Annotated in this window: 19 protein-coding genes; 11 read left to right on the forward strand and 8 right to left on the reverse strand. The window is 43.1% G+C overall.

The features are described from left to right. Nucleotides 1–112 precede the first annotated feature (112 nt). From AACX33_RS06045 to AACX33_RS06055, 3 genes are all read right to left on the reverse strand, one after another. Entirely contained in the window at nucleotides 113–1519 is a 1407-nt protein-coding gene (locus tag AACX33_RS06045; RefSeq protein WP_193997072.1) for an NAD(P)(+) transhydrogenase (Re/Si-specific) subunit beta, read from the reverse strand. Further along, on the reverse strand, nucleotides 1516–1809 hold the full coding sequence (locus AACX33_RS06050; RefSeq protein WP_193997071.1) for an NAD(P) transhydrogenase subunit alpha: 294 nt from the start codon (nucleotides 1807–1809) through the stop codon (nucleotides 1516–1518). The genes AACX33_RS06045 and AACX33_RS06050 overlap by 4 nt, the downstream gene beginning before the upstream one ends. 71 nt (nucleotides 1810–1880) lie before the next feature. Further along, entirely contained in the window at nucleotides 1881–3050 is a 1170-nt protein-coding gene (locus AACX33_RS06055) for a Re/Si-specific NAD(P)(+) transhydrogenase subunit alpha (protein WP_193997070.1), read from the reverse strand. Between the two features lie 876 nt (nucleotides 3051–3926). On the opposite strand from AACX33_RS06055, the gene AACX33_RS06060 reads away from it, so the two are divergent. From AACX33_RS06060 to AACX33_RS06090, 7 genes are all read left to right on the forward strand, one after another. Next, nucleotides 3927–4478: a DUF2808 domain-containing protein gene (locus AACX33_RS06060; RefSeq protein WP_193997069.1), complete on the forward strand. Its 552-nt coding sequence runs from the start codon at nucleotides 3927–3929 to the stop codon at nucleotides 4476–4478. 150 nt (nucleotides 4479–4628) lie between these two features. Then, nucleotides 4629–4763: a 50S ribosomal protein L34 gene (gene rpmH / locus AACX33_RS06065; protein WP_193997068.1), complete on the forward strand. Its 135-nt coding sequence runs from the start codon at nucleotides 4629–4631 to the stop codon at nucleotides 4761–4763. A 25-nt stretch (nucleotides 4764–4788) separates the two neighbouring features. Continuing rightward, nucleotides 4789–5193, forward strand: a complete 405-nt coding sequence (gene rnpA, locus AACX33_RS06070) for a ribonuclease P protein component (RefSeq protein WP_193997067.1) — start codon at nucleotides 4789–4791, stop codon at nucleotides 5191–5193. Next, a complete protein-coding gene (locus AACX33_RS06075) occupies nucleotides 5180–5572 on the forward strand; it encodes a PH domain-containing protein (RefSeq protein WP_193997066.1) in 393 nt (130 codons plus the stop codon). Before rnpA ends, AACX33_RS06075 begins: the two co-directional genes overlap by 14 nt. A gap of 232 nt (nucleotides 5573–5804) precedes the next feature. Then, nucleotides 5805–6947 (forward strand): membrane protein insertase YidC, encoded by a 1143-nt coding sequence (gene yidC, locus AACX33_RS06080; RefSeq protein ID WP_193997065.1) that lies wholly within the window; start codon nucleotides 5805–5807, stop codon nucleotides 6945–6947. Beyond that, nucleotides 6947–7474, forward strand: a complete 528-nt coding sequence (locus tag AACX33_RS06085; protein ID WP_193997064.1) for a Jag family protein — start codon at nucleotides 6947–6949, stop codon at nucleotides 7472–7474. Before yidC ends, AACX33_RS06085 begins: the two co-directional genes overlap by 1 nt. Before the next feature lie 69 nt (nucleotides 7475–7543). Then, entirely contained in the window at nucleotides 7544–8050 is a 507-nt protein-coding gene (locus tag AACX33_RS06090; protein ID WP_193997063.1) for a YceD family protein, read from the forward strand. 43 nt (nucleotides 8051–8093) lie between these two features. On the opposite strand, the gene AACX33_RS06095 is transcribed toward AACX33_RS06090, so the two are convergent. Together AACX33_RS06095 and AACX33_RS06100 are read right to left on the reverse strand one after the other, a co-directional pair. Next, nucleotides 8094–10355, reverse strand: a complete 2262-nt coding sequence (locus AACX33_RS06095; protein WP_227788879.1) for a tetratricopeptide repeat protein — start codon at nucleotides 10353–10355, stop codon at nucleotides 8094–8096. A 2-nt stretch (nucleotides 10356–10357) separates the two neighbouring features. Continuing rightward, nucleotides 10358–11647 (reverse strand): P-loop NTPase fold protein, encoded by a 1290-nt coding sequence (locus tag AACX33_RS06100; protein WP_193997061.1) that lies wholly within the window; start codon nucleotides 11645–11647, stop codon nucleotides 10358–10360. Nucleotides 11648–11757: 110 nt separating this feature from the next. Between AACX33_RS06100 and AACX33_RS06105 the strand changes: the two genes are divergently transcribed. Both AACX33_RS06105 and AACX33_RS06110 read left to right on the forward strand, forming a co-directional pair. Then, on the forward strand, nucleotides 11758–13272 hold the full coding sequence (locus AACX33_RS06105; protein WP_193997060.1) for an AAA family ATPase: 1515 nt from the start codon (nucleotides 11758–11760) through the stop codon (nucleotides 13270–13272). 108 nt (nucleotides 13273–13380) lie between these two features. Beyond that, nucleotides 13381–13854 carry an SH3 domain-containing protein gene (locus AACX33_RS06110; protein ID WP_193997059.1) on the forward strand — a complete coding sequence of 158 codons (474 nt, stop codon included), beginning with the start codon at nucleotides 13381–13383 and terminating at the stop codon, nucleotides 13852–13854. 384 nt (nucleotides 13855–14238) lie between these two features. On the opposite strand, the gene sbcC is transcribed toward AACX33_RS06110, so the two are convergent. After that, nucleotides 14239–17265 carry an exonuclease subunit SbcC gene (gene sbcC, locus AACX33_RS06115; protein WP_193997058.1) on the reverse strand — a complete coding sequence of 1009 codons (3027 nt, stop codon included), beginning with the start codon at nucleotides 17263–17265 and terminating at the stop codon, nucleotides 14239–14241. Between the two features lie 282 nt (nucleotides 17266–17547). Between sbcC and AACX33_RS06120 the strand changes: the two genes are divergently transcribed. Next, on the forward strand, nucleotides 17548–18255 hold the full coding sequence (locus AACX33_RS06120) for a conjugal transfer protein TrbI (protein WP_193997057.1): 708 nt from the start codon (nucleotides 17548–17550) through the stop codon (nucleotides 18253–18255). A 29-nt stretch (nucleotides 18256–18284) separates the two neighbouring features. Here the strand turns inward: AACX33_RS06120 and AACX33_RS06125 are convergent, their stop codons facing one another. Next, the gene (locus tag AACX33_RS06125) at nucleotides 18285–18515 is read right to left on the reverse strand and encodes a hypothetical protein (RefSeq protein ID WP_193997056.1); all 231 of its coding nucleotides are present in this window, start codon (nucleotides 18513–18515) and stop codon (nucleotides 18285–18287) included. Nucleotides 18516–19108: 593 nt separating this feature from the next. Between AACX33_RS06125 and AACX33_RS06130 the strand changes: the two genes are divergently transcribed. Beyond that, a complete protein-coding gene (locus AACX33_RS06130) occupies nucleotides 19109–20359 on the forward strand; it encodes an S-layer homology domain-containing protein (protein WP_193997055.1) in 1251 nt (416 codons plus the stop codon). A gap of 35 nt (nucleotides 20360–20394) precedes the next feature. Here the strand turns inward: AACX33_RS06130 and AACX33_RS06135 are convergent, their stop codons facing one another. Beyond that, nucleotides 20395–21807 carry a sensor histidine kinase gene (locus AACX33_RS06135; protein ID WP_193997054.1) on the reverse strand — a complete coding sequence of 471 codons (1413 nt, stop codon included), beginning with the start codon at nucleotides 21805–21807 and terminating at the stop codon, nucleotides 20395–20397. Nucleotides 21808–21936: the final 129 nt, after the last annotated feature.

Below are 21936 nucleotides of genomic sequence, written 5' to 3' on the forward strand. Positions count from 1 at the left end.
ATGGGTATTTAATCTCTAAGGTTTTCCCACAGTTACCAACAAAAAGATCCCCGACTTCTTCAAGAAGTCGGGGATCTGGATTTCTCTGTGTTCTCCGCGTCTCTGCGGTTTGTTAAAGCTGTTTCACTTCCGAAACCAACTTAGAAACCATATCCTTCGCGCCACCAAAAAGCATCGTTGTTTTTTCCTTGTAGAATAATTCATTATCTACACCGGCAAAACCAGTACTCATCCCGCGCTTAATTACAATTGTCTGTTTTGCGCGATCAACTTCCAAAATAGGCATCCCATAAATTGGACTATTCACATCACTACGCGCCGCCGGATTTACCACATCATTGGCCCCAATTACCAAAGCCACATCCGCAGCTTCTAATTGAGGATTGATATCATCCATGTCATACAACTGGGTATAAGCGACATTCGCCTCAGCCAATAACACATTCATGTGTCCTGGCATTCTTCCCGCTACAGGGTGAATGGCATACTTAACATCAACACCCATGCGTTCTAATTGATCTGCCAATTCCCGCACAGTGTGCTGCGCTTGAGCAACAGCCATACCATAACCAGGTACAATTACGACGCTACGGGCATAACCCAACATCATCGCGCCTTCTTCCGCATCGATGCTGCGAACAGTTTGATCGCCTGTAGCACCTGTAGCACCGCCAGCACCGCCAGCAACCGCCCCACCAAACGCACCAAATAGCACGCTGAACAGAGAACGATTCATCGCCTTACACATAATCTGGGTGAGAATTAAGCCAGAAGCCCCCACCAGTGCGCCAGCGATAATCAACATATTGTTCATTACCACAAAACCAGCTGCGGCGGCGGCTATCCCCGATAAGGAGTTTAACAGCGAAATTACCACAGGCATATCGCCCCCACCAATGGGGAGAACGAACATGACACCCAAGACTAAAGAAACTCCCACTACTCCGAAGAATATGGGTAAGCTATCGGGTGTGATGATTAAATAGGCACTGCCGACTATATAACCAACTAGAAGTAAGAGGTTAAATGGTTGCTGGAAAGGTAATTTAATCGGTGAACCACTGATTAAACCTTGCAATTTGGCAAAGGCGACAAAACTACCGGTTAAGGTAACACCACCGATTAACACGTCCAGCAAAATGGAAATGTTCACATCCAAAGGAATGGGTTCAGAAGCTGCGAGCAACCGCCAAAATTCAGCAACGGCGATCAGTGCAGAAGCTGCACCACCTAAACCATTGAGTAAACCCACCATTTGGGGCATTTCTGTCATTTGGACTTTGTAAGCTGCGATCGCACCAATTCCGGAACCAATCGCCAAGCCCAACAAAATCATCTCATAGTTCAACACCTGCTGATCTAACAGTGTGGCGACAATCGCCAGCAGCATTCCCACAGCAGCGATGACGTTACCATTGCGCGCTGTAGCTGGAGAACCGAGTTTTTTCAAACCCAGAATAAATAACGATGCAGCGACTAAGTACGTCAGCTGAATCCCAGTTGGTAGAAAATCGCTCACGCCTTAACTTCCTTTTTCTTGAACATTTGCAACATCCGATCTGTGACGAGAAAACCACCGACAACGTTAATTGTCGCCAGTACCACAGCAATTAAACCGAGAATCACAGACACACTGGTATTTTTCTCCCCAGCAGCCACAATTGCCCCCAATACCGCAATCCCAGAAATGGCATTTGAGCCGGACATTAAAGGCGTGTGTAAAGTCGGTGGGATTTTGTTGATGACTTCAAAGCCAATAAAAGATGCCAGAACAAATACAAACAAAGCAGCAAGTAATGCCTCTGTCATGAAATAAAAACTCCTGTTTAGAACCACAAATCCCCACAGATAAACTCTTATCGGCGGTTATTGGCGGTTAATTAATGTGTACCAATCTGAGGACTCAAAGCCTGTAGCGCATCCCGCACCCGTTGATTGCGAATTTCCCCAGCGTGGGTAATACAAGCTGCATTTACGATGTCGTCAGCAAAGTCTATCTGTAAAGCTTTGTCCTTGACTAATAATTGCACCAAAGATGTCAGGTTCTTAGAATACAACTGACTCGCGTGAATTGGCATTGACGAGGGCAAATTGATCGGGCCAATAATTGTGACCCCATTCCAGACAATATCTTTACCAGCTTCCGTGCAGGCGCAGTTACCACCCTGATCTGCGGCTAAATCCACTATCACCGAACCCGGTTTCATTTGTGCCACCATTTCCTCTGTAACCAGCCTTGGCGCTTTTCTTCCAGGTACTTGGGCGGTAGTAATCACCACATCGGCATTTTTGACGTGTTCGGCGACAACTTCCTGAGTCCGTTGTTTACTAGCTTCAGAAATTTCTTTCGCATAGCCACCAGCTGCGGTGGTTTCTTCTTCGAGTTTGACTTCGACGAATTTAGCCCCCAGACTTTGGACTTCTTCTTTCACGGCGGGACGAATATCAAAGGCTTCGACTACTGCACCCAAGCGTCTGGCTGTGGCGATCGCTTGTAATCCGGCCACACCAGCACCCATAATAAATACTTTAGCTGGGGCGATCGTGCCGGCGGCTGTGGTCAGCATCGGGAAATACTTCGGCAATGCAGCTGCGGCGATTAATACTGCCTTGTAACCTGCTAGTGAAGCTTGGGAAGACAAAGCATCCATACTTTGCGCCCTCGTAGTACGGGGGATCATCTCCATACTAAAAGCTGTAATTTGGCGATTTGCCAATTCTTGCGCCACTGCGGGATTTGCCAAAGGATTGAGGAAGCTGATTAATACCGCCCCTTCCCGCAGTAATTCCACTTCTGAACCACCATTTTCGCGCTCTTGCGGTGGGCTAACTTTTAAGAGAATATCTGCTTCACCCCATAATTTAGCAGTATCACTGATAATTGTGGCTCCTGCTGCTTCGTAGGCAGAATCACTAAAATAAGAGCGTTCTCCCGCACCTGTTTCCACCGATACTTCCAAACCCTGTTTGATTAATTTGGCAACAGTGTCAGGGTTTAATGCTACCCGTCGTTCACAAACTTCAATTTCTTTAGCAACCGCTATTTTCATGAAATCTCCTGGAGATAAATACCTTTTTTTGGGGGAATCTGTCAAAAGAAGCAGGGGAGCAGGGAGCAGGGAGGAAGGGAGAAGACCCAGAGGTCGCTTGTACTCCGCCCCAGTTCAAGCGCTCTAAAAGGGCGCTTAAGAGTACCCATGCTCCGCAATGCTTGGCGCAGAGGGTTCGGGCTTGTTCCCCCCTGCTCCCTGCCCTCTTCCCCTCTGCCTCTTCTGTAATTTTCCCCTCACTCAACTTTTAGGGCGGTAACTGTCTGCGATGGCTTTTTCTGGGAGATTGTACCTTGAATTTGGCCTTGACTAATCTTGGTTCTCCAGTTTCAGCCTGACTTTGCCCCTTGCAGATGTCATACTTGCTGATAGTTACAAATAGGTTTACATATTGCAAATCCTAAGTTAATTACCAAATTTGCATCTTTGTCTTTAGCTTGTTTTAGGATTCCTTGCGTATATTTTTGAATTTTGATAATTTTTCAGTTATTTTTTGATGATGGGTGCTTTAATTCCAGGTTCTTTTGATCAATCTATCCCAAGTTGATCGGCGATCGCTGACTAGACAGATCAATTATTATCACAAAAGTTTTATATTAAGATACATCTATACATATTTAGAAACAAAATCACATTCCAAGTATATTTCTGTTTAGTGTAAATTTTACCAACTCGGTAGTCAAAATGTTTACGTAAGCAAAAGTTAAATATATTACGGTTTGATTTTACCGTCACTCAAGGTTATAGGGCTGATGGCACTTTTTGTTTCAATTCAACGTCAATTTTCAGGGTGTCAGTAGTAAAGTTTAAGTACAAAGACTAAGTTTCAGTCATTTACATAACAAGCCTATTTTCTGGTGGAGGAAGCCTAAGACTATGCAAAATTTACAATTTCCAGGTTTTAAGGGCAAATTGCCTCTGAGACTGCTTTCGGCTTTAGCCTTAACTAGCTTTGTGCTGGCTGGTTTTCCAGTGATCAATGAAGCGCAAAGCTCAGAGGGACTCGTACTATTTGGCGGTGTCAATAGCGAAAATAGGCTATCCTACAGCTTCGATTTTGGTGGCAATGCTAATAGCTGGGATCGAGTCAGACTCAGAATATCAGCTAAGAAGATGAATTTAGCAGCAGCTCAGTTTGCCGTTAGCTATCCAGATTATTACAAAGGCACTTTCAACCCCAACAAGATTGAGGTAAAAGTTGGAGGCAAAAAAGTTCCCCTGACTGAAGTGAAGTGGAACAAAGAAGCTCGCCTACTGGAAATTTTTCCGGAAGAGCCAGTACCAGCAGGACAAGAGGTTGAGTTAGTCATCTCTGATATGCGAACCCCGGCCTTTGGCGGGATGTATCATTTTAACTGCCAAATTCTCTCTCCTGGGGATGTCCCAATGCTGCGGTATGTGGGAACCTGGCTTTTAAGTATCTCTTAAACATTTGTAAGTGGTCAGTTGTTAATTGCTCATTCTCAGATCAATCAACCGTTGACCACAAATTAAGCAATTATTTATGATTTTTGGTTCTTGAAGTGATATAGTTATGGATTGTAACTTTTTATAAAAATCGCCTAAGAGGAGAACGGTATGAAGAGAACCATGGGCGGCACCTGCCGTAAGAGAAAAAGAACCTCTGGTTTTCGTGCCAGGATGCAGACACCAACAGGAAGAAACGTGATCCGGGCGAGGAGAAAAAGGGGTCGTCATCGTCTAAGCGTTTAGGAAATTTCCAGCAAAAAGAGTAGATGTGGCTTTGCCCAAAGCAAATCGATTAAAATCTCGAAAAGATTTCCAGGCAGTTTTCCGGGAAGGCATTCGCCGTCACAGTTCTCATTTCACATTGAGAGCTTTACGACCAAAAGGTTCAAAAGCACCTTCCTTGGATACTGCTACCAGTGAAAAACCACTGTCCAGTACACAATTTGGCGTTTCCATTAGCACAAAAGTCAGCAAAAGAGCAGTAATTCGTAACCGGATTAAACGCCAGATCACAGCTGCTTTGCATCAGTTATTGCCAAAATTGTCCCCAGGCTGGCGGGTTGTCGTCGTTGTCAAACCAACAGCAGCAGAATCTAAGTGCGTAAGCCAACAATTTCTGCAAGAATTAGAGCAGTTGTTGGTAAAAGCAGAGGTATTTGATGGGCATTCGTGAAGAAGTTTATTATGAAGGTGGCCCCCACATCGGGGACTTAATTCTCAATTGCTTGATTGGACTAACTGTTGTCGGGTTACCATTGGCAGTTGGAGCCATCGTGAGAGCTTTATGGCTCCGCTTCCGGATCAGCGATCGCCGGATTTCTGTGACGGGAGGTTGGAGAGGACGCGATCGCACTGATATCATCTATTCAGAAGTTGTCAAGATCGTTAAAGTTCCCCGTGGCATCGGCTTTTGGGGCGATATGGTACTAACCCTCAGAAATGGTAGTCGCCTAGAAATGCGGGCTGTTCCCAATTTCCGGGAGACTTATGAGTACATCAACGAAAGAGTTACAGCTAAAAATCCCCTATATAGCGGTGCTGCTAAGAAGTGATAGGGAATAGGAAGTGGGGAGTAGGAAACAGCAGATCCAGGGAGAAGTTAAAAAAAATAGCACTTATTCACTCTACTTAAAGTCCTATTCTCTTCTCCCCTGCACCCTGCCCCCTGCCCCCCTGCTTCTTCCCCATTCGGCTATCCGTAGCGTAGGATAGTCATATAGGAATCATGATTTAGATAAATTAGATTCAGTTCAGTTTACAGTAGCTCAGGTTAAATTCAGAATAATGGATTTTGGTATCGGGTTTCTTTCAAACAACGTGATGCTGCCAATCATAGATTTTTTCTATGGAATTGTGCCTAGTTACGGATTGGCGATCGTTGCCTTGACATTGATAATCCGCTTCGCGCTCTATCCCCTGAGTGCTGGTTCAATTCGTAATATGCGGAAAATGCGAATTGTACAACCTCTGATGCAGAAGCGGATGGCAGAAATTAAAGAGAAGCACAAGGATAATCCGCAAAAGCAGCAAGAGGAAATGGTCAATGTCCAAAAAGAATTTGGCAACCCATTGGCAGGATGTCTGCCCCTAGTGCTGCAAATGCCAGTATTATTAGCGCTGTTTGCCACATTGCGGGGTTCACCGTTTGCTGGAGCTAACTATAGCGTTAACCTGCAAATTTTTCCCTCTGAACAAATTGAACGAATTCAACCCCAAGCTTTTGCCACTGCTCCCCAAAACATCTACATTGCTGATGGGGAAAGGACTCGTGTCACAGCTATTCTGCCTGCGGGTAACAAATTAGCCGTAGGAGAAAAAACTAAGATCCAATATCAGACTGTGGAAGGCAAACCATTTCAGGCGCTTTTAGCAGAACATCCAGAAAGTAATCTGGTTCCTGAATGGAAAGTCATGAAAGGGGAAGAGAGGGTAAAAATAGATGCTGAAGGCAATATAGAAGCCTTAGAACCAGGAGATGTGACAATTCAAGGCTCAATTCCTGGACTAGCAGCAGAGAAAGGATTTTTGTTTATTCAAGCTTTAGGTAGAGTTGGCGCTACAAATCCTGACGGACAAATTAATTGGGATATCGTCTCAATGATCCTGTTTTTCGGGGTGAGTCTTTATGTCAGCCAAATGATTTCCGGGCAGAATTCCAGTGGTGGTAACCCGCAACAAGAGACAGTTAACAAAATCACACCAGTTATATTTTCTGGAATGTTTTTGTTCTTCCCCCTACCAGCTGGGGTGTTGATGTATATGGTAATTGGTAATATTTTCCAAACTGCCCAAACTTATATTCTCTCACGTGAACCTCTACCAGAGGGACTACAAGAAATCGTAGCCACCCAAGAGAAAGAAACAGCAGCAGAACAGAGAACTTTACCATTTGAGCCAAAAAGTTCTAAGAAAAAGACTACGGGTTGATGATGCTTGAAAGTCCCATGCAAAGAGGGCAGCAGTGGTTAACAACGCTGCTGCAACTAACAGGAATACCGGCAGAGATTAAGGGGAATTTAGAAATTGACCCGCCTCAATTTGGCGATTCCCCAGAGCTAGATAGCTACTGGTTGACCATTGATCAAACGAATCTGACAACCGAAGAAATCCGCGTTTTAATTGGCGCTGATGGTTCGGTTATAGATGCGATTCAATATTTAGCTAATTCGGTGCTAAACCTCGGACTAGCCGAAGATTCACAAGCTTCTTATACCATTGAATTGAACGGCTACCGCGTCAAAAGACAAGCGGAAATTCACGCAATGGCAGAAGCCGCAGCTGATGAAGTCCGGGCTTCTGGTGGAGAAGTAGAAATAAAATCTCTCAGTTCAGCCGAAAGGCGGCAAATCCACTCTTTCTTGAAAGAATTTGCAGATTTGCAAACCTTCAGTCGTGGTAGAGAACCGCACCGTCATTTGGTAGTTTGTCCAGCGACGGCGAATAATGGAAGTTAAAATAGAGTTGTATTGTTAGCAGAATTGCTGATAGTAAAACTTAAATTTTCGTGTTTATATCGAAATCCTATGGACGCAATTTTTATTCCGCAGCTCACCAAAGCCCCGGAGCGGACAGAGGAAATTCAAGTTCAAGAGTTTCTACCTGGTCTGGAAAGCTTGACACCTGTTCGCGGTCGCTTGCGGGTGCAGCATCAAGGCAATTACTTGGAAGTGTCCAGTCAGGCAGAAACAATTATTACTTGTACTTGTAACCGTTGTTTGCAGCAATATAATCAACGTTTGACGCTGAATACCAAAGAAGTTATTTGGTTAGATGAAGCTGCTGCTCAAATAGAGGACTTGCCTTTAGAACGGGAAGTGGTGCTGGAAGATTTAGTGGAAACTCTGTCACCTAAAGGTTATTTTTATCCCAGTGAATGGTTATACGAGCAGATGTGTTTAGCATTACCTCAGCGTCAGCTTTGTAACCTCGATTGTCCGGGTATTTTGAACGTTGATGCTGATGGTTCTAAAAATCCGGGGGATAGTCGTTGGGCTTCTTTGGAAGCATTGAAAAAGCAGCTTCCGGGATGATCTAAAGGGGACGCGATGAATTGCGTCTAAATTCATCGCGTCTCTACAAGTTTTTGGGATTATTTTTAATTTGGGTTAATATTTCTTGGGCGTATTTTTGAAAGGGTTCGTAATTAATAGCATCAGCGAGTTCAGCCGCCTCGGTTAAAGAATTAATTGCAGCTTCTGTCTGTCCCATTTTAAATTGCATATCGGCAATCAATAACAGGTTGCGGCTTTGGCTATAAATATTGCCAATTGGATTATAGAGGCTTTGGGCTTGTTGGAGATATTCTAGAGCTTGTGCTGGGTTATCTTGTAATTTACCAAACTCTTGCAGCACGTTAGCTTCCCCCAAGCGAGAACCAATATCGCGATAGAATCCTAATGCTTGTTCGTATTTTTCTAAGGCTTCGCTGTTGCGTTTAAGGAACTGCAAAACATCGCCGATGGCTTGTAATGTATTTGCTTCCCCCAAGCGATCGCCAACATCGCGATAGAATGTTAATGCTTGTTCGTATTTTTCTAAGGCTTCGCTGTTGCGTTTAAGGAACTGCAAAACATCGCCGATGGCTTGTAATGTATTTGCTTCCCCCAAGCGATCGCCAACATCGCGATAGAATCCTAATGCTTGTTCGTATTTTTCTAAAGCTTCGCTGCTGCGGTTGAGGAACTGCAAAACATCGCCGATGGCTCTTAATGTATTAGCTTCCCCCAAACGAGAACCAACATTGCGATAGAATGCCAATGCTTGTTCGTATTTTTCTAAAGCTTCGCTGCTGCGGTTGAGGAACTGCAAAACATCGCCGATGGCTTGTAATGTATTAGCTTCCCCCAAGCGATCGCCAATATCGCGGTAGAATGCCAATGCTTGTTCGTATTTTTCTAAAGCTTCGCTGCTGCGTTTGAGGAACTGCAAAACATCGCCGATGGCTCTTAATGTATTAGCTTCTCCCAAGCGAGAACCAACATCGCGGTAGAATGCTAATGCTTGTTCGTATTTTTCTAAGGCTTCGCTGCTGCATTTAAGGAACTGAAAAACATCGCCGATGGCTTGTAATGTATTAGCTTCCCCCAAGCGATCACCAATATCGCGATAGAATGCTAATGCTTGTTCGTATTTTTCTAAAGCTTCGCTGGTGCGGTCGAGGAACTGGAAAACATCCCCGATGGCTCTTAATGTATTAGGTTCTCCCAAGCGATCGCTAACATCGCGGTAGAATGCCAATGCTTGTTCGTATTTTTCTAAGGCTTCGCTACTGCGGTTGAGGAACTGCAAAACATCGCCGATGGCTTTTAATGTATATGCTTCTCCCAAGCGATCGCCAACATCGCGGTAGAATGCCAATGCTTGTTCGTATTTTTCTAAAGCTTCGCTGTGTCGGTTGAGAAACTGTAAAACATCGCCGATGGCTTTTAATGTATATGCTTCCCCCAAGAGATCGCCAATATCGCGGTAAATTTTCTGAGCCTGTTCATAATAATCCTCAGCTAATTTGACCTCATTTTTGAGTTCAAAATAAAGATTTCCCAAATTCTTCAAACTATCAGCTAAATCAGCCTTTAACCCCAACTTGGTTTGTAAAGCAATGGCTTTTTGATAGGCTTGAATTGCTAATTGACGATTTTGATGATTTTCATATCTTTGTTCATAGGCTTTTGCCAGACTTTCATATAAAGTCGCCAGTAAAGGTGCTTCCTTTCCTTCTGCCTCAATTTGTGCAATCAGTTGTAATATTTCTTCTAGAGGTAAACCACCAATGTCCTCTGGTGCAGACTGGAATATGTGATTTGATTCTGAAATTCCTCTACTTTCTACAGTCACAGACTCGCGTGTAAAGCAAAACACCCCACCCCGCCAACTCCAAAAATCTGGTGCGCGTTCTGCTAAACGAATCAAGACTGACTCAGTTACCCACAACACAACGGGAAAAGTAAATTCTCGTAGTGCTTCTCTTGTCCATTGTAAATAGCCAAAAAACCTATCCTGCTCTGATTTAGGTGAGTCTAGCTTCACAGATAGCAGTTCATCTACTCCCAAAACTGTAATTACAGCAGCCTCACTTTGTTGTAAATCTGGCTCTGTTTCTACCAAATGTGCTAAGGCATAACGTAAACTAGGATCTTGCCTGCGTACCCTCACGCGATAGGTCAAAAAATCCTGCTGTTTGAGTTCAGTTTCGTACTGCTGAATTAACTTTGCTCGTAAATTGGAGTCATCACAAACCGCAATCAGCAAGTTTAAAATTCCTTGGCTGGCTTCCAGGGATACAATTAATTTCTGATAATTTCGTTGATTTTCCGCTTTAACATCATCTGTTAACATTATTAAATCAACTTTTTACGTTTGAGTAAATCTGCCACAATGGGATGCACGTCATACCATAAATCATCATTTTCATATTCCAGTACAGACAATCCATGTAGTAAAGAAAGAAATTCTTCACTTTTTGCGTCTGGAGGTGTCAGATGATTGTAGGTTGTTACTAATATGCTATATAATTTATCGCCCAACGGACGAGCAAAATCATTTCGCAAATCTTTGATTGCTAATTGCAGAATTTCATCATTAATTTTGATATCGGTTCGCTGTGGTTCAGAACGAATTAATAGCAAACACTGAGAGCAACATTCTCTAGCTATTCTCACCAATTCTCTGACTACACCACCACTTTTTAAGACAATTTGCCTTGCAGTATCTGGTTCCATTAATTCTTCAGGAATCCGCTTTTTGAGGATTTGCAGAAACAAGTTTATTAATTCTTCCTTTGGTACTCCGTCAGGTTTATGGCTATCTCCTTGCTTAAAGAACTTACAAACTGCCATCAAATATACGCGTGGTGTAACTGATTGTAATGTCGCCAGTAAATCATTATTACGAATTACCGCAATGGGAATTGTGTAAATGATTCTAAATTTGGGTAGAAATAAAGAATTGATATTATTTTTATAAATTTCTTCTACTAAACTTAAATCGAGTTTATCTAAATCATCAATTATTACTAAAACTTGTTTTTGAGTATGTGCTTGAATCAGGGCAGCAATTTCATCAGCTTTTTTCGCTAGTTCCGAAACTTTTCGTTCATAGGTTTTTTTAATTTCTTCTCGAAATGTCGCTTCATTTTTAAGTTTCGCGGTGATTAATTTGAAAAAATCGCCACCTAGACCTACTTCAGATTTTAAGTCTTTGGTAACTGTTTCTGTTTGTGTGGTAGTAAACCATTCTCTTAAAGACTTTTCGGTGTCAGGAGAAATATTAATTTTTAGTTCTTGAAGTTTGTTTAACAGAGTTAGGGTAATAGCATACAAAATATTCACATGATTAATATCTGACATTTCAATCATGTCAGCTACAGAGAATAAGGTAACTACATATCCCTGTTCCATCATTTGTGTAGAAAACTTGGCTAATAGCGTAGACTTACCACAACCTCGATGTCCAGCAAATATAAGTTTGCCATTAGCAGGTGCGTCTTCTACTGCTTGCTCTAAACGAGCGATTGTATGATTAGCAAAATCAACTCGAAACTTTTCAACTTGTTGGTAATTGATCAGGGGAAATAGGTCTAATGATCTATATGCTTGGCGAAACTTTTCTAACAAAACTTTTTCTTCCATGTCCATATATTTTAGAATAATTAAATTATCATATTCAAGTCAGGCAGGATAATTAAATTTAATATCTGATTCTTAATTATAAATTATGAATTATCCATAGGAGTTAGTAGATGAATTTTCGTGAAGAATTTAAATTGCTGCTACGCGCCCGCTACCCTTTGATTTATATTCCCACTTATGAGGAGGAACGGGTAGAAACGGCGATTCGGGAAGAAGCCGCAAACCAAGGTAATCGCCCTGTATATACTTGGGATTTTGTGGATGGCTACCAGGGAAACCCCAATGATGCGGGTTTTGGCAAGCGTAACCCGTTGCAAGCTTTGGAATTTGTGGAAAAGTTACCAGCCTCTGCACCTGCTGTCTTGATTTTACGCGATTATCATCGGTTTTTGGATGATGTAGCGATCGCACGCAAACTTCGCAATTTAGCCAGACTCCTCAAATCCCAACCCAAAAATCTGGTCTTGTTGTCACCACGTATCGCCATTCCTGACGATTTAACCGAAGTTCTCACAGTGGTTGAGTTCCCTTTACCCGCCGCCCCAGAAATTAAAACTGAGGTGGAACGCTTACTACAAAGCACTGGTAGCAACTCACTTTCTGGCAAAATTTTGGATGACTTGGTGCGCTCTTGTCAAGGGCTGTCGATGGAACGGATTCGGCGGGTTTTAGCCAGAGCGATCGCATCCCACGGAGAACTGCAACCAGAGGATGTAGACTTGGTTTTGGAGGAAAAGCGCCAAACCATCCGCCAAACCCAAATCCTCGACTTTTACCCCGCCACTGAGCAAATTTCCGATATAGGGGGACTGGATAACCTCAAAGATTGGTTACTGCGTCGGGGAGGCTCATTTAGTGATAAAGCCCGCCAGTACGGATTACCACACCCCCGTGGTTTAATGTTATTAGGTATTCAAGGCACTGGGAAATCTTTAACAGCAAAAGCGATCGCACATCATTGGCATTTACCCCTACTACGCCTCGATGTCGGACGCTTATTTGGTGGTTTAGTCGGTGAATCAGAATCCCGCACTCGCCAAATGATTCAAGTCGCCGAAGCCCTCGCGCCCTGTGTATTGTGGATTGATGAAATAGATAAAGGCTTTTCGGGACTTGGTAGTAAAGGTGATGCAGGTACTGCTAGCCGGGTATTTGGGACTTTTATTACTTGGTTAGCCGAAAAAACCTCCCCGGTGTTTGTGGTTGCCACCGCTAACGATATCCAAGCCCTACCACCGGAAATGCTCCGCAAAGGGCGATTTGATGAAATTTTCTTTGTGGGTTTACCTACCCAAGACGAGAGAAAAGCAATTTTTAACGTTCATTTATCCCGACTGCGCCCCCATAACTTGAAAGGTTATGATATTGAAAGACTAGCTTATGAAACGCCCGATTTTTCTGGGGCTGAGATTGAGCAAACCTTGATTGAAGCGATGCACATTGGATTTAGTCAAAATCGCGATTTTACTAATGACGATATTCTCGAAGCTGCCAGCCAGATCATACCCCTAGCGCGCACGGCTGTGGAACAAATTCAACAACTACAAGAATGGGCTGCATCTGGAAGAGCGCGTTTAGCCTCGAAACACACTCCTTTGAGTGATACCTTCGGTAAGTTACGTTAACGCATTCCACAACAGCTGCAATAATTAGGTAATTAATCATTGATATGTCAATAGTTAATATATAAGCATTACTATTGACTATTGACCATTGGTGATGAGGTTTTAAAGATGTTTTTTAATGTCCTAAAATTTATACTCGGCTTTGTTTTAGCGATCGCCATTTTAACGGGTAGCGGTGTTGCAGTTGCCCTCTATTTCATTAATCGAACTTTCATCCCCCCAGCTAAACCTTTGTTTGCAAATGATAGTCCTTCGTTGCAAGCCCAAGCGCCTGAAGGGACTGAGGTAAAAACTACATCGACACCGACACCTAAACCGACACCTACCCCAGCACCGACACCTACCCCAACTCCCACGGACACATTACCACCGGGAGCTTACCGAGGACTTGTGACATGGCCGGAAGGATTGAGTGTGCGATCTCAACCAAGCATGGATGCTGAACGGATTGCTGGAGTTGCTATTAATGAAGAACTGATTGTACTGGAAGAAAGTCAGGATAAAAGTTGGCAAAAGATTCGCACACAAGGGGAACAAGAAGGTTGGATAAAAATAGGTAATATTCAACGGGTTGAAGAATAATTCCTGATGGTTCTCAGAGTGATTAAATAGTTTTGGTTTTCTCTTCGGTGCTTGATCCGGTCGGCTGTTTTATACCATTCACTGGCAAAAAACTCGTAAGCTATCGGGTTGCACAAGCAGTGATTTAAGTTAACTGCGGCATTTTCATATGACCGCAGTTCTCAGATTTCTACAAATTATTTTTTATTTTAAGATAGTTCTTCCTTATCGATTTTGTTATGACAAATATAAAATCAGTTGTCAATCCCCCCAAAACTGTTTTTTCCGCTTTTGTATGGGAAGACTTCAGATCATCATGATGTTAGGTTTCCTACAATTTTTTGCTTCATTTTAAGCTTGCCACGCTACTACAGGACTTATTTTTTCATAAATCAAACCGGATTCCTATATTGATAAACTTACCTGGGAACCTTCTTGGGTTTTATGAACTTCGATGCGGGCTTGAAAGGCTTCTTTGAGGTGGGGCATATGGGTTACAGTCAGTATACAAGCGAAGTCACAAGCGATCGCATTTATGGAAGCAATCAAGCGATCGCATCCTTCGGCATCCTGTGTCCCAAAGCCTTCATCTATAATTAGTAATTGCAACGCCGCACCCGCCCTTTGAGCCAATAATTTCGCCAGGGCTAAACGGATGGCAAAGTTAATTCTAAATGCTTCCCCACCAGAATAAGTCTCATAAGCTCGCGTCCCCCTAGAATCAGCGATTAAAATATCTAAAGTATCAATCAACTTAGCATTTTTCTTCTTCGCCTTACTACTGCGCCCAGATTTTTGAGTAATAAATTGTACGTGCAATTGATTAGCACTCAACCGCGATAACAGTTGATTCGTCTCAGCTTCCAGTTGAGGCAACACATTTTCAATCATCAGTGCTTGGATGCCATTTTTACCAAACGCCTGCGCCAATTCCTGATAAACTCGTTGTTCCTGCTTACAAGATTGTAATTGCTGCTGCTGTTGTTCATACTGATTTTGCAGCGTTGATAATTGCAGCATCAACTGTTCTAAACGCCCCAAACTCGCGATTTTCTCATCAAGTTGCCGTCGGCGGCTTTGAATTTGCTGCTCTAAAGCGTTGATTTGCTCAGTGGGATTAGCTGATTGGGCTAACTCTTGAGTAATACTTTCAATTTGAGTAACCAGTTTTTGCCGCTCTTGTAATCTCTCGCTTCTCGAAGCCTCTAAATCCTGCCATCGTTTCTGGAGTTGGGGAAACTGCTGCTGCGCTGATAAAAGTTGTTGATAACGTAATTGCCAAGATTGGGCTTGGCGTACAGCTACGCGCAGGCTGTTGTGTTGCTCTGAACTGTAACCGATTTCGACAATCTGACGCTGAAGTTGAGTAATTTCTTGAGCGCAGTCAGAATCAGTCTGATCCTGCTGGATTTGAGTCTGTAATTGGGAAATCGTTGCTTGTAATTCTGGTTTGCGGGCGGCTATTTGAGCTTGTCGCTTGGCTGCGTCTTTAATTTGCCCTTGTTTAATTTCTGCCCATCGCCAGCGCTCTACTTCACTTCTAGCCAAAGCATGGTCTTGCTCATTATAATTCAGTTGTTGTAAATATGCTTCTAATTGTCGCAATTCTGCTTGTTTGTCAGGGGCGTAATCACCCACTTGCAGCGATCGCTCTAAATGTTCTTTTTCCGCAGCTAGTTGTTGTAATTGTTGGTCAGCATCACTGGTAGATTGCAGTTGTGCAGCTAATTGACCTCTTTGTTCTCGTAAAGAGTCATAAGGTGATAACTTTTGGAAGATTTCCCGATATTCCTGCCTCAGTACCTGAATTTCTCGGTCTGAAACTGCTAATTGTTCCCGGAATACCCACAATTGCCCCTCAGTATCCTTGTACTCATCTTTAGTTTTATCTACAACGCGATTCCAATGATGTTCATCTAAAGGACGCTCACACAGAGGACAAATTGCATCCGGGGTGCGAAGCATTTGCAGTTTTTGCTCCAATTCACCCAATAATCTTTCATATTCCCGTTGTTGAGCTTGCAGACGTTCCATAAAATGCCGTCTTTCCTGCCCTTTTTCCTGGACTCGTTGCAGATAAACTTTGTCTTTCTCCATTTGCTCAATTTGGATTCCCAAGTCTCTCGCCGCTTGTTGCAGTTGCGGTTGACGTTGTGAAGAGCGTTGCAGTTGGTTTTCTGTAGCTTGTAACTGTTCTAGACGTGCTACTAAACCTGCATGAACTCTATCCAGTTGACTTTGGAGGTTTTGCCGTTGCTGCAACAAAGGAGAAACTTGCATTTGCAGTTCATCTAAATCAGTCACCCGGCGACGAGCTGCGGTAAGTTGGGTTAAAGCCGCTTCGACATCCGCCGATTTATTGAGAGTGTGCTGAATTTCTGGCTCTTGTTGTTCTAATGCAACTAATTGTCCTTGAACTTGTTGCAGTTGCCTTTCTAGTTCGTGAATTTGGCTAGTTAGTTGCTGTTGCTTTTGTTGCAGTAATGCCGTTGCACGGGTGTATTCTTGAAATTTAGTGGCAAAAGCTTCTTCTTGAGCTTGCAGAGTTTGATAGTCTGTAAAGCCAGTTTTAATTTCCGTTTCCTGATTTAAGATGGCTTCTAAATCTGATAACTGACTTTGAACTGCTGACTGTTCTTGTTGCAAGCGATCGCCATCTTGAGTTAAATTTTGATGTTGTTGCCTGACAAAATCCAGTTGTTGTTGCCAATTTTGGCGCTGGTGCTGGACAACTTGCAAACTTTGTAATTGAATATTCTCAAAGGCTTGGACTTGTTGCAGTTGGTTGAGTTCAGTTTCTAACTCGGCTTTTTGGGCTTGTGTTGTTTCCCGTTGTTGCAGTTGAACTTGGCTCGACTCCAAAGAACGCTCTAATTCTTCCGCCCTGGCTTTAAACTGGCGGTATGTCTCTTTTGCCCGTTCTTCCAGTTGATCATATTGATTGAGTTTTAATAACTCTGCTAAAATTTCCTTGCGTTCACTGGGACGCTTGATCATGAACTCATCAGCACGACCTTGACGCAAGTAAGCAGAATTAATAAAAGTATCGTAATCAAGTTTGATGTGTTCTAAAATCACATCCTGTGTAGCTCTGACTCCTTTCCCAGTCAAGGCGCGAAACCCAGAAGCAGTTTCTATTTGAAATTCTAGGACACCACTAGCCCCGCGAACTCGTGTACGAATTACCCGATATTTTTGCTGATTACATTGGAAAATATAATCAACTCGAACTTCTTTCGCACCTGAATGAATCACATCATCTTCAACACCGGCACGGCTTTCACCCCAAATTGCCCAGGTGATTGCTTCTAAAAGAGAAGATTTACCAGCACCATTAGAACCACAAATACAAGCCGTATGCAAACCGCGAAAATCTAAAGTTGCATCACGGTAACTGAGGAAATTTTTGAGGATAAGTTGTACTGGAATCATTGAGGCTATAGCGCCACATCTAATGTTTTACAAACTAGCAGTACAGATGCACTCTTTGATAGTTTAGCTATGTGATTATCACTATTCTAGTCTTGAAGTCAGTAATTTTACGAAAATTAACAATATGATCACTACCTTTTTCATATTAGGCAAATGATTTTGCTGATCTCGGAAAAAATTTTCATTGACCTATGACTATAGTCACGGTTCAACAAAATTAGAAACAATTACCGTAAATCCTCGTCAGATCATACATTACAGACATAAAGTGCAAGTATCATTATGACTACCCTGCATCAATGGAAATCTAAAACCGCCGCACTCATGACAATGGCAATTACTACCACTGCCGTTGCTCCCATGATGGCCTTTGCTCCTGCTCATGCTCAGTATAATATTGGGCAACCGAGATCAATTGGGCAACAATCGAGAACAGTCACAATTCCTGCTAACGCCAACGTCAGTTTTCCTGTGAGATCCGACAAAGAGCAAGTGGTTGTGACTCGTGGGGAATCATTAGACCTGACATTGAAAATTTCCAGCGACATCACCGATAGTCAGAGAAATGTCTTAATTCCTAGAGAGACTGAAGTTGTAGGACGGCTAGAACCTGTCTATTTCAATGGTACAAACAGAAATAATGACAATATCAGAGGTGTGCAATTCGTAGCACGGGAATTAGTCTTTCCCTCTGGCCGTCGCCAGCCAATTAATGCTTCTTCTGGGATAGTGACCAGAACCGAAAAAGTTAGCCGCAATAATAGCGGCAAAATATTGACAGATGCGGCTATTGGTGCTGGTGCTGCTACGGCAATTTCATTAATTACAGGTAACCGCAGAATTGAAATTTTAGAACCTGTGGGTGGTGCGGCGGCTGGTGCTTTAGCCAGTGTCCTGCTACGGAAAGAACAAGCTGAGGTATTCGTCTTAAGACCAGAACAAGATTTGCGACTGGCACTTAATTCTAATTTAGTCATAGAGCGTTATTAAGCTTGACTCTATTACCGCCGTGATTTTAATTATCTCCCATAAGCGATCGCTACTGTAAATCGAGTAGGCGATCGCTTCATTTTTGCGGCGTTGCTGAATAGGAGTATGATTTGCCCCCCTAGCCCGCCAATTCTGGGGGGAACCAAACCTTCAAAGTCCCCCAATTTTGGGGGATTTAGGGGGCTGAGAGGAGTGCTATTGCTTAACGATTCATACATTAATTCAGCAACGTTTTTCTCGTCATTTGTGAGCCTGTCCATACTTCCGAACCCCAGTTTATCTAGAAAGCCGGGGTTTTAGAATGTTTGTCCCTGTCTATACCAAAAGACAGACATCAGAGCTAGTTGAATCCTCATAGAGAAAGAGTCAAAAATATTTCATAGCAATTGCAACTATTTTTATTGCTGTCGCGTCTCAGTAAATATATAAGTTCGTTTGAGCTTGCTGTTGTTCGTAATCACTCATTGAATGATTAACCAACTATCAAACCCAAGTTAAAACGCACTTGAGCGGGCAATCCAATTGCAATTTGTAAAACATTAATATCAATACCAATTCTCTGTGATCACTGTGGACTAAGCGCTCAATCGAGTTCTCCCAGCCTGCTTTTGATTAGACCACAAGATGAAGTGCCACAAGCTGACAACCAAATTATGCCAACTTAGGTTAATTAGGATAATTGTCATCCAGGAATGGTATAGCTATTAATTATTAATAGTAGAAATACGAAATTTACAAATTATTAAAGGTTGCTAGGTTACAGATTAAAAAGAAAAAATGCGGAACTTTTAATCACGTAACTTGTCAAAATAGGTAAGAGAAAAAAAACTTAAATTTACTGGAGTAAAACACAATGTTACATTTAAATGGTTGGAAATCTGGAACTGCTGCACTTATGGCTTTGAGCGTCACAGCAGGCACTGTAGCACCCTTGATCACAGCTGCACCATCTTTAGCTCAAACCGCTCAAACCAGCTTTTCTGATGTTCAGTCTAACTATTGGGCAGCACCGTTCATTGCACAATTGTCACAAAGAGGAGTAATTGCTGGTTTTCCTGATGGTAGTTTCCGTCCCGAACAAGCAGTAACCCGCGCTCAATTTGCGGCAATGATTAACAACGCTTTCTCAAAAGCAGCAGAACGGCAAGCAATTAATTTTGTGGATGTCCCCAGTAATTTTTGGGCATCTAATGCGATTCGACAATCCTATACCATCGGCTTCTTATCAGGATATCCCGGTAATCGCTTTGAGCCTAATCAAGCTATTCCCCGCCAACAGGTTTTGGTGGCTTTAGCCAACGGTCTCGATTATTCGCCCACTGCTAATACCCAAACCACGCTGCAAACTTTCAGTGATAACTTTAATATTGCTGACTGGGCGCGTAGTCCCGTCGCCGCCGCCACTGAACAGGGAATGGTAGTGAACTATCCTAACGTTCAGTTCCTGAATCCCACTGCAACAGCCACACGCGCACAGGTAGCAGCTTTTATCTATCAGGCTTTAGTCCGTTCTGGTCAAGCCTCAGCAATTAATTCTCCCTATATCGTCGCTCTGCAACCTACCACACCCACACCTGTATCTGTGACCATTCCCCAAGGAACTGCTATTCCTGTGAAGTATGATCAGGCAGAAAAAATTCTGGTGACCAAAGATGAAACAGCACCTTTGACTTTGACAGTAGACCAAAGTGTAGTGACCCAAGAAGGAACTGTAGTTATTCCGGCTGGTAGTCGAGTTGTTGGTAAACTCCAACCAGCTCAAGGCGGTTCTCAATTCGTGGCGGAAAAACTCATTTTGACCACAGGTGAAGAGTATCCGATTAACGCTTCTTCAGAAGTAATTACTAAAACTGAAACCATTAGAAAGGGTACTAGCACCAGTGGAATTATCAAGAATACTGTATTAGGTGCTGGTGCTGCGGCTGCGGTGTCTGCTGTCACAGGCGATCGCGCAGTCGCTACAGAAGAAGTCCTGGGTGGTGCGGCTATCGGTGGTTTGATTGGTCTGTTCTTTGGTAGAAACAGCGTTGACTTAATCACCATCGCACCAAATACCGATTTACAAATGACAATCAATCAACAGTTCCTAGTTTCAGTTAAATAGTCATTGGGTGTTGGGTATTGGGTATTGGGTATTGGTCATTGGTCATTGGTCATTGGGAATTCATAATCTTTCCCCCCTGCTCCCTGCTCCCTGCTCCCCTGCGCCCTGCTCCCCTGCTTCCTCATAGGTAACCAAATTATAAAAGTAGTTCCGGGTGCATCGGTTGAAGACATAGTTGAATTAATTGCAGGGCTGAAAATTTCAATTTCGCCCTGCATTTGTGTGATTAATTGCTTGGCGATCGCTAGCCCCAAACCACTACCAGGAATTTCAGTTTGCGCTTGTACTCCCCGATAATGGCGTTCTCCCAAATGTGCTAAATCTTCTAGTGGAATCCCAGACCCAGTATTACTAATAGCAATTCCTTGAAAATGAGCTTTTTCTTGCCCTACCTGAATGACAATCTTACCGCCCGGTGGAGTGTATTTTAGAGCATTATCAATGATATTGCTCAATACTTCTTGTAAGGCTTTGACATTAGCCTGTACCAGGGGCAAATTCCGCGGGATTTCTGTTTTCAGTTGTAGATGGCGATCCTGTGCTATGGCTTTCGCTGACACTAATAATGGTGTTAATAAATCCACTACAAAGCAATCAGTTTCTTTTTCTCCCGTTCCCGGCAATAATAGTGCTGGTTTAGGTTCTCTTTCCACAGTTGCTTCTACAAATACTTCCTGTTCAGGCAATGACAACGGCGCGAAATCTGCCTCTGTCCAGTCAATTACTTGATCAAATTGTCGCAGCAATTCTTCCAGGCGATCGCTTTCCCGGACGATATTCGCTCCGACATCATGGTTGGGATCACCTGGTCGCAGCCGTTTTAATAGCAGTTTGCCAAAGGTACGTAATGCCGTTAAAGGGTTACGAAACTGGTGCAGGAGGTTATCGAGTAAATCTCGCTGCTGTTCTTGGAGAATTTGTTGTTGATGTAGCTGATGCTGTAACCAGGCGCGACGTTGATCTAGAATACAGGCGATCGCTAGCGTCTGGACTATTTTCTGAATTTCGCTTTGCTCTTTTTCATTCCAATCCCTATCTTCTCTACCCGTCACCAATAGCCCCATCATCACACCCTCATGAATTAGAGGCAACACAATTTGGTGTTCACTCAGCCGAGATTCCGCTTTTAAATCCGGTTGTTCAGCATCTGGTTTCGTTGTCTCCTGTGATGAAATAGGTGATCCCGTCCCAGCTGTCAATAACTTACTCTGTTGCTGAGGTAGTACCAAAACATCCGCAACAGTGGACTCAGCTATTTCTTCCCCTAATCGTAATACTGCTGTCTCCGGGAAAACCACCACAGGAATTAGTTTGGCCTCACTAGCAGGAGCATCTACCAATTCTTGTGTTAAGTAAACAACACTTAAAGATGCGCCCAGCCCTTGGGTTAGCAGTGCTATTTGCTCTCGGCATAGAGCAACAAAATCTGAACTGGCAGACATTAACATTTTTTAGCTTTTGCTCAGGATCACAGAATTTGAGGGAAGATAGAAGAAAGTTGCTTTATTTTTTCTCACTCTTTGAATAAAGCTTAACTAAATCTTTGCAGTAATGGTTTGCACCGGGGGATTATATGC

It is taken from the genome of Nodularia sp. LEGE 04288, assembly GCF_963896525.1.
GTDB lineage: Bacteria > Cyanobacteriota > Cyanobacteriia > Cyanobacteriales > Nostocaceae > Nodularia.